Below are 17,034 nucleotides of genomic sequence, written 5' to 3'. Positions count from 1 at the left end.
GCGACATGTCCTCTTTTCAGGAGATCGCCGACGGAAAATACGTCTCGCTCACGACCTTCAAGAAGGACGGAACGCCCGTCGCGACACCTCTGTGGGGTGCGCGCGACGGCGGCCGACTTCTGGTGTGGACGACCGCTGATTCATGGAAGGTCAAGCGGATCAAGCGCAACGCCGCAGTGACGATCGCACCGTGTTCGGCGCGCGGCACGGTCCAGGGCGACGCGGTCGACGGGCGCGCCGAGATTCTGGACTCGTCGGGGACCGAGCAGGCCCGCGCCGCCATAGCGAAGAAGTACGGAATCCTCGGGTGGCTGACCATCAAGGGCAGCAACCTCCGCCGAGGCAAGACCGGCACCGTAGGCATTTCGGTCACACCTACGTGAGTGAAAATGTGTACCCCTGTACACATTTTCACTCACGACGGTGTTGCCTACTCGCGGCCTGACGCCTACAGCCCCACGTAGGTGGCAAGGTGCTGTCCCGTCAAGGTCGAACGGTCCGCCACCAGATCTGCGGGTGTGCCTTCGAAGACGACGCGGCCACCGTCGTGGCCTGCGCCGGGACCGAGGTCGACGATCCAATCGGCATGCGCCATGACGGCCTGGTGGTGTTCGATGACGATGACGGACTTGCCCGAGTCCACCAGCCGATCCAACAGTCCGAGAAGCTGTTCGACGTCGGCGAGATGGAGCCCGGTGGTCGGCTCGTCGAGCACGTAGATCCCGCCCTTCTCGCCCATGTGAGTGGCGAGCTTGAGACGCTGACGCTCACCGCCGGACAACGTCGTCAACGGCTGACCCAGCTTGATGTAACCGAGTCCGACATCGACGAAGCGGGTCAGAATCTTGTGCGCCGCAGGCAGTTTCGCCTCGCCGCCCCCGAAGAAACTCTCGGCTTCGGCCGCCGACATCGCGAGAACCTCGCTGATGTCCTTGCCGCCGAGGTGGTAGTCGAGCACCGATGCCTGGAATCGCTTGCCCTCGCATTCCTCGCAGGGCGTCGCGACGCCTGCCATCATGGCGAGATCGGAGTAGATGACGCCGTTGCCGTTGCACGTCGGGCAGGCGCCTTCCGAGTTCGCGCTGAAGAGAGCAGGTTTGACGCCGTTGGCCTTCGCGAATGCCTTCCGGATAGGTTCGAGCAGCCCTGTGTATGTCGCAGGATTGCTGCGCCGAGATCCGCGAATGGCGCTCTGGTCTATCGACACCACGTCGTCGAGACCCGACAGCGAACCGTGGATCAGCGAGCTCTTCCCGGACCCGGCGACACCGGTGACGACGACCAACACACCGAGCGGCACGTCGACGTCGACGTCCTGCAGGTTGTGCGAGTCCGCTCCGCGAATCTCGATGACCTCGGAGTAGTCCCGGACCGATTCCTTGAGGACGGCTCGATCGTCGAAGTGACGACCGGTGATGGTGTCGCTGCTACGCAGCCCGTCGACCGAACCTTCGAAACACACTGTGCCGCCGCTTGTTCCGGCGCCCGGTCCCAGATCGACGATGTGGTCCGCGATCACGATCGTCTCGGGCTTGTGTTCGACGACCAGAACGGTGTTTCCCTTGTCGCGCAGCTGGAGGAGCAGTTCGTTCATGTTCTGGATGTCGTGCGGGTGCAGGCCGGTCGTCGGTTCGTCGAACACGTAGGTGACATCGGTGAGCGACGACCCGAGATGCCGGATCATCTTGGTGCGCTGTGCTTCACCACCGGACAACGTACCTGCAGGCCGGTCCAGGCTGAGGTAGCCGAGACCGATCCGCACGAACGAATCGAGTGTCTCGCTCAGCGATTCGAGCAACGGCGCGACGGACGGTTCCTTCAGCCCGCTGACCCACGCGGCGAGGTCGGTGATCTGCATCGCACAGGCGTCGGCGATGCTGACGCCGCCGATCTTCGACGACCGTGCGCCCTCGTTCAATCGAGTGCCCTCGCATTCGGGGCACGTCGCGAACGTGACAGCACGTTCCACGAACGCCCTGATGTGCGGCTGCATGGCGTCGACGTCCTTGGACAGGAACGACTTCTGAATCTGGGGGATCAGACCCGAGTAGGTCAGATTGATGCCTTCGACCTTGATCTTGGTCGGCTCCCGGTAGAGCAGGTCGTTCAGTTCCTTCTTGGTGAACTTGGCGATCGGCTTGTCCGGATCGAAGTAGCCGCACCCGCGGAAGATTCGGCCGTACCAACCCTCCATGCTGTATCCGGGAATGGTGATGGCGCTGTCGTTGAGAGACTTGGTGGCGTCGTAGAGCGCCGTCAGGTCGATGTCGCTGACCGATCCTCGACCCTCGCACCGCGGGCACATGCCGCCGGTGATCGAGAACGTTCGCTTCTCCTTCGTTTCGCGGCCGCCCTTCTGGACGGTGACCGCGCCGGCCCCGGAGATCGAGGCGACGTTGAAGGAGAAGGCCTGGGGTGACCCGACATGCGGGGAGCCGAGTCGGCTGAACAGGATCCGGAGCATTGCGTTGGCGTCGGTTGCCGTACCGACCGTCGAGTGCGGGTTGGCTCCCATACGCTGCTGGTCGACGATGATCGCCGTGGTCAACCCGTCGAGAACATCCACGTCCGGCCGCGCGAGCGACGGCATGAAACCTTGAACGAACGCGCTGTAGGTCTCGTTGATCATGCGCTGAGATTCAGCGGCGATGGTGCTGAACACCAACGAACTCTTGCCGGACCCGGACACTCCCGTGAACACGGTCAGCCTGCGCTTGGGGATCTCGACGCTGATGTCCTGGAGGTTGTTGACCCGCGCGCCGCGAACGCGAATCAGGTCGTGACTGTCGGCGATGTGGGTCTCGGATGACAGTGCGTCCACGCTCGTGGTCATCTGTGCTCGTCTCTTCCTGTGGCGGTGTCGTGATTCGTTCTCTGCGATGACGATAGTGGCAGCCTGCCGTCGATACTTCTCGATTCCTGACCGGTACGGCAGAGGGAGCGACGTTTCGTACGAGCCGCAGTGGTGCACTCTCGTTCGGGCGAACGATTCAGGCGGCGACACCGTAAGAGAAGTAGATCGGTGGCATCGAACGCCACCAGACGAGGAGAGAAACACCATGGCGATCAAGGCCACCGATTTCCACCATGTTCGTGTCACTGTCAGCGACATAGACGTGTCGCGGAAGTTCTACGACGACGTGTTCGGCTTCGACGTCGCCTTCGAGTGGGACCCGAATGCGGACGAGGAGACGAAGAAGTCGCTGGCGTTCCTCTTTGGTGGAGTCATCTATCAGTTCGGGGGCGGAATGTTCGGGCTGCGCCCTGTGGCACCCGGGCAGGACCGGTTCGACGAGGACCGCACCGGATTGGATCATCTGAGCTTCGCAGTCGAGACTCACCAGGATCTTCTCGACGCCGTGACAACGCTCGACGACCTCGGGATCGAGCACGAGCCGATCAAGCCGATCGGTTCCGGTCTCGCGATCGTCGAGTTCCGCGATCCCGACAACATCGCGCTCGAAATCTCCGGTCCCGGCGAGTAGCTACTACTGAGCCTTGCTCACCGAGGACATGTGGAAATCCGGAATGCGCAACGGCGGCATCGCCGTTCGTGTGAACCAGTCCTTCCACTCCCGGGGCAGCGTCTTTTCCGTTGCCCCGGCCTCGGTGACGCGGCGCAGCAGATCCAGCGGGCTCTCGTTGAATCGGAAGTTGTTGACGGCTCCGGTGACCTTGCCGTCCTCGACGAGGTAGACACCATCGCGAGTCAGCCCGGTGAGCAGCAGAGTCGCCGGATCCACTTCGCGGATGTACCACAGGGTAGTGAGCAGCAGGCCGCGTTCGGTACGCGCGATCATGGCGTCCAGATCGCTGTCGCTGCCGCCGGTCAGAATCAAGTTGTCGCCGGGGATCACCGGGTCGGTGTCGTACTTCTTCGCTAGGAACCGTGGGTATGCAAGAGCACCGACGGCGCCGTCCTGCACCCACTCGACGCGCGACGTGGACATACCGTTGTCGAACACGGAGACCGAATCGTTCGACGCGCCCGCAGCGACGAACGGTGAGTACTCGAGCCCGGGTTCTGCCGGATCGGAGTACAGCGTCAGTGGTATTCGACCCAACTTCTCGCCGACGCGTGTGCCGCCGGGCTTGGACAACGCGGTATGTCCCTCTTGCGCTCCGCGGCCCTCCATCGTCCACATCAGATAGATCATCAGGTCGGCGACGGCCGACGGGGGCAGCACCGTCTCGTATCGGCCGGCGGGGAGATCGACGTGGCGGGACGCCCAACCGAGTCGCGTGGACAGGTCGTCGAGCAGGGCGGCGACGTTCACGTCGTCGAACCGTTTGGTGCTCGCCCCGACCCAGGCGCTGGCGTCGTCGCGTTTGCCGTTGATCTCGATCGATCCGGTCGGCTGCGTGAAACGTCGCCGGATGCCCGACGACGACCCGAGCCACACGGTGTCGAGACGATGATGCGCGAAGCCGTACAGCTGATCCTGACGGTCGAAGCCCGCGGCCAGATCCGCTGTGAATCCTCCGAACACGTCGATGGTGGTGTGTTCGGTGTCTGCATTCCAGTCGTCGGGCGCACCCGCGCCGGTGATCGACGGCATGGCATCTTCGGCAGTTTCCGCTGTGCGCGCTGTCTTCTCGCACGCGGCGACAACCGACGCGATGTCGTCCGGATCGACACTCGTCGAGGACACCGTCGACACCTTCGTGCCGTCGGCTGCACGCACTATCGAGACCACCGTCCACGTCCTCGACGTGCCGATTCCGTTGGTGGTCATCGAGTTTCCGGCCCACCGCAGTGATGCCTCACTCGAATCCGTGACGATGACGAACGTCTCGTCGACAGTGGCGAGCGACAGCACTCGCTCGACGACGTCGTGACCAGGAATCACCGGCCGGCCTCCGATCGTGTGTTGAGGACGTTCACTCCGCGGAACACGGCGGCTGGACACCCGTGACTGACGGCCGCGACCTGACCGGGTTGTGCCTTTCCGCAATTGAACGCGCCACCGAGGCGTCTCGTCGACGCGCCGCCGACCAGATCCATCGATCCCCAGAAGTCCGTCGTCGTGGCCTGGTAGGCGACGTCGCGCACCTGGCCGTCGAGGACACCGTTCTTGATCCTGAAGAAGCGCTGGCCGGTGAACTGGAAGTTGTAGCGCTGCATGTCGATCGACCAACTCTTGTCGCCGACGACGTAGATGCCGTCGTCGACGGAGGCGACCAGGTCGTCGATGCTGCGATCGACGTCGGGGTCGGGTTCCAGAGACACATTGGCCATCCGTTGGATCGGCACGTGCTGCGCCGAGTCGGCGTAGGAGCAACCGTTGGACCTCGCCAGGCCGAGTCGCGGCGCGAAGACGCGGTCGAGCTGATACCCGACGAGCACGCCGTCTCGGACCAGGTCCCATTTCTGGGCCGCGACCCCGTCGTCGTCGTATCCGATGGTGGACAGCCCGTTGATCTCCGTGCGGTCTGCCGTCACGTGCATGTTCTCGCTGCCGTACTTCAGTGTCCCGAGCTGGTCGGGTGTGGCGAACGACGTTCCGGCGTATGCAGCTTCGTATCCGATCGCACGATCGTATTCGGTTGCGTGACCGATGGATTCGTGGATCGTCAGCCATAGGTTGGTCGGATCGATGACGAGGTCCGTCGGGCCCGCGACGACCGGCGGCGACTTGACCTTCTCGGCGAGCCACCCAGGGATCCGCGACAGTTCGTCCGACCAATCCCACGTGCTGTTCTGACCCAGGTACTCCCATCCGCGACTCACCGGCGGCGCCAAGGTGCGCATCGTCTCGAACGCGCCCGCCGCGGTGTCGACGGTGGTCGCCTCCAGCTGAGGATGCAGTCGCACGCGCTGCTGGGTGATGGAACTTCCGGCGAGGTCGGCGTAGTAGGACTGCTCCTTCACCTGCAGCACGGACGCGGTGACGTGGTCGACGCCGTCGGACGCGCGCAACCGTGCCGAGTAGTCGGACAGCAGATCGACCTTGTCGCGAGTCGGTACTTCGAACGGGTCGATCTCGTACCGGGACACCCACGACGCGTTCGCGTACACGGGCTCGTCGGCGAGCTCGACACGTTCGCGGTTGAGCGAGCGCAGCGCCTTCGCGACGGCGACGGCAGATGCGGCAGTCGCCACGGCCGCGTCGACGGACAGCTCGCTGTGCGAGCTGAATCCCCATGTCCCGTCGACGACGACGCGTACGGCCAAACCGATCTCGGAACCGTCGACGGCCGATTGCACGGCGCCGTCGCGCAGGTTCAGCGACTGCGTGGCGAGTCGGTGCACGCGGAAGTCGGCATGTGATGCACCGGCCTTGCGGGCGGTGTCCAAGGCTGCGGCCGCCAGCTCACCGCACGGTAACGCCCGGAAGTCCGGGTCCACTTGTCTGTCGGACGGCTGGGTCACAGGAATGGAGATTAGCCGAACTGTTGCCATCCGAGTCGGACGACCATGCCGAGCACGACGACGAGCAGTACGACGCGCACGAATCCCGCGCCTCGCGCGATCGCCATGCGTGAGCCCACGACGGCGCCGACCACGTTGCAGACTGCCATGGCCGCGCCGAGTTGCCACAGCACATGCCCGGTGACGGCGAAGAACGTCAGAGCTCCGAGATTGGAGCCGAGGTTGAGGACCTTCGCCATCGCGGCGCTGCGCACGAACTCGGTGCCGAGCATCGTCGCGAACGCGATGATGAAGAACGTGCCGGTACCCGGTCCGAGAATTCCGTCGTAGAACCCGAAACCGCCTGCGGCGAGAAACACGACGACGACGATCTTGCGCGTCATGGGCGGGCGGGAAGCCGCAACGGTACCGATCGTCGGGCGCGCGGTCACGAGGATCGCGACCCCGACGAGTACGACCATGATGATGGGCACGAACAGGTCTCGATCGATGAGCGAGACAGCTGCCGCGCCTGCTGCCGACGCCACCGCTGCGAAGACCGCCGCAGGAGCGAGGATCTTCCAGTCGAGCGCGACCTTGCGAGCGAACGTCACGACGGCTGCGCCTGTCCCGAATACGGCGGTCACCTTGTTGGTCGCCAACGCGGCTTGCTGACTCAGCTGCGGCGCTACCAGCAGAATCGCGGGCAGCAGGATCAGTCCTCCGCCGCCGACGACCGCGTCGACCCAACCGGCAGCCGTCGCGGCGACCATCAGCAGGCCCCAATCAGCCGCTGTCATTTGTTCACTGCTGTCATGCGGCAAACTCAATCACATGCGGAGATTCAGCCTGTGGCTCAGGGGCAAGCCGTTCGTGGCGGACTCGCTGCTGGCCGGGGCGCTCTTCGTGCTCGACGTAGTGGCGTTGGTCAGCAACGCCGAGACGAGAAACTGGCTGCTGTTCGCTGTCGTAGCCGTGGCAGTCAGCGTTCCGGTGGCGTGGCGTCGTCGTCACCCTCGGACCGTCGCGACCGCGGTGCTCGTTGCGTCGTTGTTCGGCACGTTCACCGGACTGGCCGTGGGGGAGACGAGCAACCTGCACCTGTCGCTCCTGGCGATGCCGATCATGCTCTACACGTTGGTTGCGTACGTGGGTCGACGTGAGGGGACGCTGTATCTGGTCGCGGTACTCGCGGACTCGACATTGTCGATCCTCGTGTTCGACGAGGAACCGATCTCGTCGGCCGTGTTCACCGTCATGATGTATGCGCTGGCGTGGATCGCCGCAGAGTTCCTGGGGGCGCGTCGCGCATACGACGAGGCCGTCGAAGCCCGGCTCGTCGTCGCCGAGTACGACCGCGACCGCCGCGCCGAAGAAGCCGTGGCACTCGAACGCACCCGCATCGCCCGTGAGTTGCACGACGTCATCGCGCACGGCGTGAGCGTCATGGTGGTCCAGGCGGACGGTGCGTCGTACGCGATCAGGAAGGATCCCGAACGCGCCGAGCAGGCTGTCGCGAACATCTCCGCGACCGGCCGACAGGCCCTCGCCGAGCTCCGACGCACGGTCGCACTGCTGCGCACCACCCCGCACATCGACGACATGCCTCAGTACGGAACTGCCGGATTGGCGAAGGTGGTGGAGATGATGGCGAGCGCGGGTCTGAACGTCGAACTCGAACAGACGGGAAATCTCGACGACATCAGCCCTGCGATCAGTCTCGGTGTCCACCGAGTGGTCCAGGAGTCGTTGACGAACGTGCTGCGGCACGGAGGCCATGCTCCGAGAGCGGAGGTGTCCGTGATTCGACGGGAGAACGACGTGCTGGTCGAGATCGGCAACAGTGGCGTCGGATCGGTCGCGAGCTCGGTCCAGGGAACTGGAAACGGTCTGCTCGGAATGCGCGAACGCGTCGCCGTGCTCCAGGGGACGCTGGAGGCGGGGCGTACCAAGGACGGTCAGTGGCTCGTGCGAGCTGTGCTGCCCCTCGAGTGACGATGCGGATATGTTGTGTCGGTGCCGATCAGCGTTCTCATTGTCGACGACCAAGAACTGATGCGGATGGGACTGACGATGGTTCTGGACGCGCAGGACGATCTGCCGGTCGTGGGTGAGGCGTCCGACGGCGCGGCTGCCCTCGCTGCAGTGGAGGAGCTGAAGCCCGATGTCGTCCTGATGGACGTCCGAATGCCGGGGATCGACGGGGTGACCGCCACGTCGCGGATCGTGGCATCGGATTCCGAGTCGCGCGTACTGGTGATGACGACGTTCGACCTCGACGAGCACGTTCTGGGTGCGCTCAGGGCAGGTGCGAGTGGGTTCCTGTTGAAGGACACACCACCCGAGGATCTGGTGTCGGCGATCCGCAGCGTCGCGGGTGGTGACGCCGTCGTCTCGCCGAAAGTCACCAGGCGGCTACTGTCACGTTTCATCTCCGGAGACACGGCACCGACGCGGGATCCGAACATGCTCGACGCGTTGACCGAGCGTGAGCGCGAGGTGCTCGGACTGCTGGCAACGGGGTTGTCGAATGCGGAGATAGCCCGAAGTCTGGTGTTGTCGGAGGCGACGGTGAAGACCCATGTCGGCCGAGTGCTGACCAAACTCGGCCTGCGCGATCGAGTGCAGGCAGTGGTTCTGGCATACGAGACCGGCTTGGTGCGGCCTGGGGCGTAGCGACGTCCTCACGGAGAAAATCCGCCTGAACGGGAGAAAATTCGCATCGTGGTTCGTTGACCTGACAGGCAACGAAAGGAATCGCCGTGTTTGCTCTCTTCCTCCTCTATGTCGTCGTCGAGGTCGCCGCGCTCGTCGCGGTCGGCAGTGCGATCGGCGTGCTGTGGACCGTCCTGCTGCTGATCGCAGGGTCCGCCGTCGGTCTCGTACTCGTCCGATCGCAAGGTCGTCGTGTGATGGAGGGCTTGCGGGCTGCGAGCCGCGGCGAACGGACACCCGCGGGCGCGGTGGCCGACGGAGTGCTGTTCGCCGTGGGATCCGTCGCGATGTTCGTTCCCGGACTGGTGACGACGGTGTTCGGCATTCTGCTTCTGCTGCCGCCGACCCGGTGGGCGTTGCGGCCGCTGGTACTGGCCGCCGCCGCACGCTGGATGCCGAGTGTCGCGACGGCCACGAGCCGTATGCGGCCGACGGTCATCGACGGTGAGGTGGTCTCCGAGTCGTACACAGGACCGAAGACGGGCGATCACGGGCGGATCATCGAGCTCGACGGACGGGATTTCGATTCCCCTACCCGCTGAGGGCAGACTGGTCTGCCGTGAGCACCCAACTGTTTCTCGGCGGGCGGATCTACAGTTCCTCCGCTCCCGACGCCACCGCGATGGCCGTCACCGATGGAATCGTCACGTGGACCGGTGAGGACCGCACCGGCCGCGCTCTGCATCCCGGAGCCGAGGAGTTCGATCTGGCGGGAGCGTTCGTCGCTCCCGCCTTCGTCGATTCGCACGTACACGTCACAGCACACGGGCTGCTGCTCGGCGGTATGAATCTCTCCGAATGTCGTTCGCGCGCACAATGTCTCGATGATATTCGGCGCTACGTGGCCGGGTCCGACGATCCCGTCGTCTGGGGACACGGTTTCGACGAGTCGGCGTGGACCGACGGGGGTGCGCCCACCACGACCGAGCTCGACGCGATCGCGCCGGGCCGGGCGATCTACCTGACCCGCATCGACTCGCATTCGGCGGCGTGTTCGACCACGCTCCGCGCCGCATGCGCGGGCCTGCAGGATGCCGACGGTTTCCACCCGGAGATGCCCGTGACACGGGCTGCACACCATGCAGTACGCGCTGCTGCTCGGTCGATGCTCACTCCTGCCGCCCGAGCGGCCGCGCGCACGCGCACTCTCGACGCGGCGGCCGCGTCGGGAATCGTCGCCGTGCACGAATGCGGTGGACCCGACATCGCCGGCCGTGACGATTTCGCAGAACTGCTGTCGATGGATCACGGTGTCGAAGTTCGGGGCTACTGGGGCGAGGCGGTGTCGACTCCGGCGGAAGCCGAGGAACTCGTCGCACGGACCGGCGCTCACGCGCTGGGCGGCGACGTGTTCGTGGACGGATCTCTCGGCTCGCACACTGCCTGGCTCACCGAGGACTATGCCGACGCGTCGGGCCGTGGTTCGTCCTACCTCGACGTGGACGCCATCGCCGCGCACATCGCGGCATGCACCGAGGCCGGAATCCAAGCCGGATTCCACGCGATCGGCGACGCCGCTGTGCACGCCGTCGTCGAGGGTTTCGCGTCGGTTGCAGCCCGGTTGGGCGGACCTGCACTCGCCGCGCGTGGTCACCGCGTCGAACATCTGGAGATGGTCACTGCCGATCAGGCAGGCAAGCTCGCGTCGTGGGGTGTCATCGCGAGCATGCAACCGCAATTCGACCGCCTGTGGGGAGGTGCGAACTCGCTGTACGCCCGCAGGCTCGGCGCGACGCGCGCGGCGGGGCTCAACCCGTTGACGCAGCTCGCGTCGACAGGCGTGTCGCTCGCGTTCGGGTCGGACGCGCCCGCCACGGGACTGGACCCGTGGGCCGTTCTGCGGGCCGCAGTCGGTCACCACACGCCTGGAAGCGGGGTATCTCCGCGTGCGGCGTTCGCAGCCGCTACCCGCGGCGCCTGGCGAGCAGGCGGTGTTCGCGACGGAGTGGCCGGAACGCTCACCCCTGGCGCGCCGGCGAGCTTTGCGCTGTGGGACGCCCCGGAACTGGTGGTGCGAGCCCCCAAGGACGGCGTCCAACGATGGTCCACGGATCCGAGGGCAGGTGTGTCGCCGCTGCCTCCACTCGAATTGGACTCGCCGAGTCCGCGTTGCCTGCGCACCGTCCATCGCGGACGGGTCGTCCATGAAGCGTGATCGGTCGCCGATCCTGCGGATCGCACTGTCCTCGTCGGCGTCGGTCGTATCGGGTCTGCTGCTGTTCCTCAGCTTCCCACCTCGGCAACTGTGGTTCCTCGCGCCGGTAGCGATCGCGCTGCTGGTCCTCGTCCTCGTTCGCTTCGGCACCGAAGGATCGCTGACGAAAAAGGCCGGCTTCGGGTACGGAATGCTCGCAGGCCTGGGATTCTTCGTCCCACTGCTGCCATGGATCGGCGTCTACGTCGGTCCGCTTCCCTGGTTGGCGCTGGCCGCAGCGGAGTCCGTGTTCATCGGCCTGTTCGGAGTGCTCGCAGTGATCGTCGCTCGCTCGCGGTGGTGGCCGGTGTCGGTCGCACTGGTCTGGAGTCTCGTCGAGTGGGCCCGCTCCAGCTTCCCGTTCGGCGGCTTTCCGTGGGGCCGCCTCGCGTTCGGTCAGCCCGACGGCTGGCTGCTCCCGCTGGCAGGTGTCGGCGGGGCACCCCTGCTCAGTTTCGGAGTTGCGTTGACCGGAACCGGTCTGGCGGCGCTGACCGTGGCGGTGGCGAGGAGACGCCGACGCGTCGGACTCGAGCGCTCCGGAATTCTGGTCGGTGTCGCCGTCACCGCTGCTGCGTCGATAGTCGCCCTGCTGGTCTCGCCGACGTTGATCGGCGACGACCACGATCCCGACTCCCGCTCGATCACCGTCGCGGCCATCCAGGGCAGCGTCCCGAGGCTGGGACTGGATTTCAACTCACAGCGCCGCGCTGTGCTGGACAACCACGTCCGCGAGACCGTCGCGCTCGCCGACGACGTCCGGGCAGGCCGAACGCCAGCCCCTGATCTCGTGGTGTGGCCGGAGAACGCGTCGGACATCGACCCTCTCCGCAACGCCGACGCGGCAACCGAGATCACGGCCGCGTCGGAGGCGGTGGGTGCTCCGATCCTCGTCGGATCCGTCCTGGTCAACGACGACCGAACGACGACGAACTCGGTCATCGTGTGGGACGGTGCATCGGGACCGGGGGAGCGACATGACAAGAAGATCATTCAACCGTTCGGTGAGTATCTGCCGTGGCGAAGTTTCTTTCGGCTGTTCTCCGAGTACGCGGACCGAGCAGGGTATTTCGTCCCGGGCACCGGCGACGGCGTCGTGCATGCCGATGGCATCGCTGCCGGTATTGCCACGTGTTACGAGGTCGCGTTCGACCGAGCACTGACCGAATCGGTCCGCTCGGGTGCGGAATTCATAGCAATTCCTACCAACAACGCCACATTCGGCGATACCGAGATGACGTACCAACAACTGGCGATGTCCCGCGTCCGAGCCGTCGAGCACGGACGTTCCGTCGTGGTCGCGGCGACGAGCGGCGTCAGTGCCATCGTCTCGCCCAGCGGTGTCGTCACACAACGGACCGAGTTGTTCGTACCCGACGCGTTGGTGGCGCAGATCGACTTGCGGCACGAGAAGACTCTCGCAACGGATCTCGGGTCCATTCCCGAGTACGTCCTGTCCGCGCTTGCGGCAGCGTTCGTCCTGCTCGGGAGAGCCCGATCACGTAAAACATTCCTGCCGACGGGTTTTCGCGGACAAAGCGACTCGACAACCGAAAAATGACACCGTACGGAATTGTGGTCCAGTCGGATTCGAGTTCCGGGATTCGATTCCGCTTGTACCCCTGAAATTGTCGCGCGTTGTAACAGTCTCGGATGTCGGCTCGATTCTTCAATAGTGATCGGCCATAAAGGGGGCGGCGAACTATTGTATGTTTGTAGATCGCAGTGTGTGTAAGCGCGCATTTGCGTTATCGGGATGAACAGATTCGGCTTCGGCCGGCTTCCGTTCGATCGATCGTGGTGGGCGATCTCTCGTGCAGTTGGATCGATGGGAAGTTTTCATCCCGGCCGTGAGTGTGCGGTCGGTGGCTTTGGCACTCGGGAGGGATCTTCGGTGGAAGATTGGGCGGTCGTCGGCAGCTCCGACGCGACGTTCTCGAAACGGACCTCGGGTTTGTTTTTCTGTACTTTTTCGTTTCGACATTCTGATTCGAACCTCCTTCATGGGCCAATCCCTGCCGCAGCGCGCAACGAACCACTGTAAGAACGGCCGGGGAGGCAACAGCCGTACCGACCTTTCGCGCCCGGGGCGGTCCATTGCGCCCGTCGTCTCATGCTCGAGAACGGACTTTGCATTGACCGATCCCGCCGCGACACCCCCTTCCTCGACCTCGTTCCAGAAAGGCGAATGAATGCGGGCCGCAGTTTCAGGCGAATCTCACAGCCCCCTTCCTCAGGGAGGTAACGGTGCAAGCGGTGGTTTTCCGCTGTCATCGGCTCAGCGAGGAATGTGGTTCGCGCAGCAGCTCGCGCCGACCGTCCCGGTGTGCATCGCTCAGTACGTCGATCTCCGAGGAGATCTCGACCTGGAGATACTGCGACGCGCCTCGCGTGCAGCGGGTCACGAGTTCCAATCGGCGTTTCTCCGGCTGGCCGAGTCCGACGGTGAGCCCGTGCAGATCGTCGACCACACCATCGACGACTCGATCGACTGGATCGACTTCCGCGGCGAACCGGATCCGATGGCGGCCGCACGTAGCTGGATCGACGAAAACTATGTTGCGCCAATCGATCTGATCGAAGATCGACTGATGGGCGTCTGGCTTCTCCAGGTCGAGGACGACCGATACCTGTGGTACAGCAAGATTCACCACGTGGCGCTCGACGGCTACGGCGCCATGACCATGGTCAATCGCACTGCGGAGTTGTACACAGCGGAGGTCGAAGGGCGCGACCCATCGCCTGCCAAGGCGTCCGACCTCCACACGCTGTACGAACTCGACGAGGCCTACCGCTCGTCGGCCCGTTACGAAACCGATCGACAGTACTGGGCAGACCACGTCCGCGACGTGGAGGACGGTGCGACGCTGTCGAACACGCCCGGCGCCACCATCGCGGCCAGCAAGCTCGAGAGCGCAGCTCTGCCCGAGGGTGTGGTGAGTGCGCTCGAGGATTCGGACGCCTCGAAGGGGGCTACCGCCGCAGCGGTCGTGATCTCGGCGTTCGCGTGCTACCTGTCGCGGATGACCGGCCGGGAGAACGTGCTCGTCAACATCCCCGTGTCGGCGAGAACCACTGCGACACTTCGCCGTTCGGGCGGCATGCTCGTCAACGTCGCTCCTATCGCGGTGACCGTACCGGCGCGCTCGACCGTCGGCGACCTCGTCGCGCAGGTGCAGCTCGAGCTGATGGGAGCCCTTCGGCACCAACGTTTCAGCATCGAGGACATCCGCCGCGATCTCCACAGCAGCGGTATCGACAAGGCGCTCGTCGCGCCGATGGTCAACGTCATGCTGTTCCACCAGGAGATCCACCTCGGTCCGATCGTCGGCGAATTCAACATCGTTACCTCGGGTCCGGTCGACGATCTGTTGGTCAACGTCTATCAAAGTGGCGATCCCGCAAGAACTTTCGTCGACTTCCGCGGTAACCCCAACCGATACGTCGACGAGGATCTCGCGGCGCATCATCGATCCTTCATCGATGTCGTGTCGGCCTTCGTCGCAGCGAGCCCACACGACGACATCGACGACGTCCACCCCGAGAGCGCGGCCATCGGGCAGCGTCGACGCGTCGAACAACAGGAATTGGCCTTCTGGTCCACGGAACTCGCGAACCGTTCCGACCCCGTCGGACTCCCGCACTCGCGTACACGGTCCGCCACCGATGGATCGCGAAGTCCGCGCACGGTGAACGTGCGCCTCGGCGCCGAAGCGCACCGCGGTCTTCTCGCATCGGCATCGCGCCAGGGATCGAGCGTGCTGGTGTCGCTGCACACCGCCCTGGCGACTCTTCTCTCCCGCGTATCCGGCGAGACCGACGTCTCGATCGGAGCTCGCACCCCGTACACGTCGGGTAACACTGTCGTGCTCCGAGGCTCGGTGGATACCGCCGAGTCTTTCTCGGCGCTGTCGCATCGTCTCCGCCTCGTCGATTCCGCAGCGCTCGCGCATGCGCACGTGAAGTTGGCCGACGTACGTCGCGCGATCGGTGCCACGGACGATGCAGCACTGTTCCGCGTCGTTCTCGCTCACGCCTGCGCCGTCGATCCCACCGAGGTCGACGGCGTCGATGTCGTGGTGCAGACCACCGAGGATCTCGACGCGGTCGGCGCTCCTGCAGGAATCGCCGTCGACGTCCACTACGACGCGTCGGTACTGACCGAGGACGCAGTCCGCGACCACGCCGATCGACTACTCCGCATCCTCGAGATCGTCGCCGAGAACGACGAGTCCATCGTCGGCGACATCGACGTACTATCCGGGACCGAGCGTGCGGCGTTGGTGCCGGTGCGTGGTGGGGTGTCGGTGGGTGTGCGGTTGTTGCCGGAGATCTTGTCCGCAGCGGTCGATAGTGCGGGTGTCGATGGTGTGGCGTTGGTGTCGGGTGGGGTGTCGGTGTCGTATGGGGAGTTGGATGCGGCGTCGTCTCGGTTGGCGCGGTTGTTGATTTCTCGTGGTGTGGGTCCTGGTTCTTTTGTTGCGTTGGCGTTGTCGCGGTCGGTGTCGTCGGTGACGGCGGTGTGGGCGGTGGCGAAGGCGGGTGGTGCTTTTCTGCCGGTGGATCCGTCGTATCCGGTGGATCGTATTGCGCACATGCTGAACGATTCGGGTGCAGTCTTCGGCATCACGGTGGCCGAACATCACGACGTGCTCGCCGGCATCGGATCCGCCGTCTCCTGGACCGTTCTGGACGACGACACCGTCGCCTTGGAGCTGTCCGAGAACTCGGACGCTCCCGTCACCGACGAGGACCGAACCGGAACGACGTCGGTGCTCGACGCGGCGTACTTGATCTACACCTCCGGCTCCACCGGTACGCCCAAAGGCGTCGTGGTGACGCATACGGGTCTCGCCGACATGGCCGAACTGGAACGCGACCGATTCGAAGTGACTGTCGGATCGCGAACACTCGCGTTCGCATCGACCAGTTTCGACGCCTCGATTCTCGAATTGGTGCTCGCCTTCTGCGGCGGCGCGACGATGGTGATCGCGCCGACGGATGTGTACGGCGGTGCGGAGTTGGCGTCGTTGTTGGCTGCGGAGCGTGTGACGCATGCGTTCGTGACGCCTGCGGCGTTGGCGTCGGTGGATCCTGCGGGTCTCGAGGATCTGCGTGTGGTGGCGACCGGCGGCGAGGCGTGTGGTCCTGAGTTGGTCGAGCGCTGGGCGCCTGGCCGAAAGATGTTCAACGCGTACGGACCGACCGAGGCCACGGTGTTCTCGTCGGTCAGCTCGGCGTTGAATGTCGGAGTTCCGGTGGACATCGGATCGCCGATCACCGGCTCCGAGCAGCTGGTACTGGATCAGCGGTTGCAGCCGGTTCCGGTGGGTGTTGCGGGTGAGTTGTATCTGGCGGGTCCGGGGTTGGCGCGTGGGTATCACGATCGGGCTGGGTTGAGTGCGGAGCGGTTCGTTGCGGCGCCGTTCGGTGTGGTCGGTGAGCGGATGTATCGCACGGGTGATGTGGTGCGGTGGAATGCTTCTGGTGCGCTCGAGTATGTGGGGCGTTCGGATTTTCAGGTGAAGGTGCGTGGGTTCCGTATCGAGTTGGGTGAGATCGATGCGGTGATCGCGTCGGTTCCTGGTGTGGAGTTCGTTGCGACGTTGGGTGTTTCCGGTCCTGCTGGTTCGACGGTGTTGGTGTCGTATGTGATGCCGGTTCCGGGTGTGGTGATCGATGTCGAGGATGTTCGTGTGAAGGTGGCGTCGGCGTTGCCGTCGCATATGGTGCCGTCGGCGTTCGTGGTGCTCGATTCCATACCCCTCACACC

The 17,034-nt window shown here is 64.7% G+C and carries 12 protein-coding genes; 8 read left to right on the top strand and 4 right to left on the bottom strand.

The window, feature by feature from the left end:
* The first annotated feature begins 5 nt into the window (after window positions 1-5).
* Window positions 6-383 (top strand): PPOX class F420-dependent oxidoreductase, encoded by a 378-nt coding sequence (locus tag CHB96_RS00165; protein WP_089242581.1) that lies wholly within the window; start codon window positions 6-8, stop codon window positions 381-383.
* A 65-nt stretch (window positions 384-448) separates the two neighbouring features.
* Here CHB96_RS00165 and CHB96_RS00160 read toward each other — a convergent pair whose 3' ends face one another.
* The gene (locus CHB96_RS00160; RefSeq protein WP_089242995.1) at window positions 449-2,833 is read right to left on the bottom strand and encodes an ATP-binding cassette domain-containing protein; all 2,385 of its coding nucleotides are present in this window, start codon (window positions 2,831-2,833) and stop codon (window positions 449-451) included.
* Window positions 2,834-3,059: 226 nt separating this feature from the next.
* Between CHB96_RS00160 and CHB96_RS00155 the strand changes: the two genes are divergently transcribed.
* A complete protein-coding gene (locus tag CHB96_RS00155) occupies window positions 3,060-3,485 on the top strand; it encodes a VOC family protein (RefSeq protein ID WP_089242580.1) in 426 nt (141 codons plus the stop codon).
* A 3-nt stretch (window positions 3,486-3,488) separates the two neighbouring features.
* On the opposite strand, the gene CHB96_RS00150 is transcribed toward CHB96_RS00155, so the two are convergent.
* Genes CHB96_RS00150 through CHB96_RS00140 form a run of 3 tightly spaced genes read right to left on the bottom strand, consistent with a single transcriptional unit; the run spans window position 3,489 to window position 7,152 of the window.
* The gene (locus tag CHB96_RS00150) at window positions 3,489-4,850 is read right to left on the bottom strand and encodes a metallopeptidase TldD-related protein (protein ID WP_089242579.1); all 1,362 of its coding nucleotides are present in this window, start codon (window positions 4,848-4,850) and stop codon (window positions 3,489-3,491) included.
* Window positions 4,847-6,403 (bottom strand): TldD/PmbA family protein, encoded by a 1,557-nt coding sequence (locus CHB96_RS00145; RefSeq protein WP_089242578.1) that lies wholly within the window; start codon window positions 6,401-6,403, stop codon window positions 4,847-4,849. The genes CHB96_RS00150 and CHB96_RS00145 overlap by 4 nt, the downstream gene beginning before the upstream one ends.
* Window positions 6,385-7,152, bottom strand: a complete 768-nt coding sequence (locus CHB96_RS00140; protein ID WP_089242577.1) for a TSUP family transporter — start codon at window positions 7,150-7,152, stop codon at window positions 6,385-6,387. The genes CHB96_RS00145 and CHB96_RS00140 overlap by 19 nt, the downstream gene beginning before the upstream one ends.
* 34 nt (window positions 7,153-7,186) lie before the next feature.
* Here CHB96_RS00140 and CHB96_RS00135 point away from each other — a divergent pair, with 34 nt between their 5' ends.
* The 6 genes from CHB96_RS00135 to CHB96_RS00110 form a co-directional block, all read left to right on the top strand.
* Window positions 7,187-8,347: a sensor histidine kinase gene (locus CHB96_RS00135; protein ID WP_089242576.1), complete on the top strand. Its 1,161-nt coding sequence runs from the start codon at window positions 7,187-7,189 to the stop codon at window positions 8,345-8,347.
* 21 nt (window positions 8,348-8,368) lie between these two features.
* Complete coding sequence (locus CHB96_RS00130) at window positions 8,369-9,028, top strand: response regulator (protein ID WP_089242994.1); 660 nt, start codon at window positions 8,369-8,371, stop codon at window positions 9,026-9,028.
* An 86-nt stretch (window positions 9,029-9,114) separates the two neighbouring features.
* Window positions 9,115-9,609: an FxsA family protein gene (locus CHB96_RS00125; protein WP_089242575.1), complete on the top strand. Its 495-nt coding sequence runs from the start codon at window positions 9,115-9,117 to the stop codon at window positions 9,607-9,609.
* 17 nt (window positions 9,610-9,626) lie between these two features.
* Window positions 9,627-11,222, top strand: a complete 1,596-nt coding sequence (locus CHB96_RS00120; protein WP_245865109.1) for an amidohydrolase — start codon at window positions 9,627-9,629, stop codon at window positions 11,220-11,222.
* The gene (lnt, locus tag CHB96_RS00115; protein ID WP_089242574.1) at window positions 11,212-12,822 is read left to right on the top strand and encodes an apolipoprotein N-acyltransferase; all 1,611 of its coding nucleotides are present in this window, start codon (window positions 11,212-11,214) and stop codon (window positions 12,820-12,822) included. The genes CHB96_RS00120 and lnt overlap by 11 nt, the downstream gene beginning before the upstream one ends.
* Window positions 12,823-13,549: 727 nt before the next feature.
* Window positions 13,550-17,034, top strand: a 3,485-nt coding sequence (locus tag CHB96_RS00110) for a non-ribosomal peptide synthetase (protein WP_176444049.1), incomplete at its 3' end; no start/stop codon positions are given.

The sequence above is a fragment of the Rhodococcoides kyotonense genome, from assembly GCF_900188125.1.
Lineage (GTDB): Bacteria > Actinomycetota > Actinomycetes > Mycobacteriales > Mycobacteriaceae > Rhodococcoides > Rhodococcoides kyotonense.
Note: the sequence above shows the minus strand (reverse complement) of the source record. Positions and strands in the feature narration are given on the sequence as shown.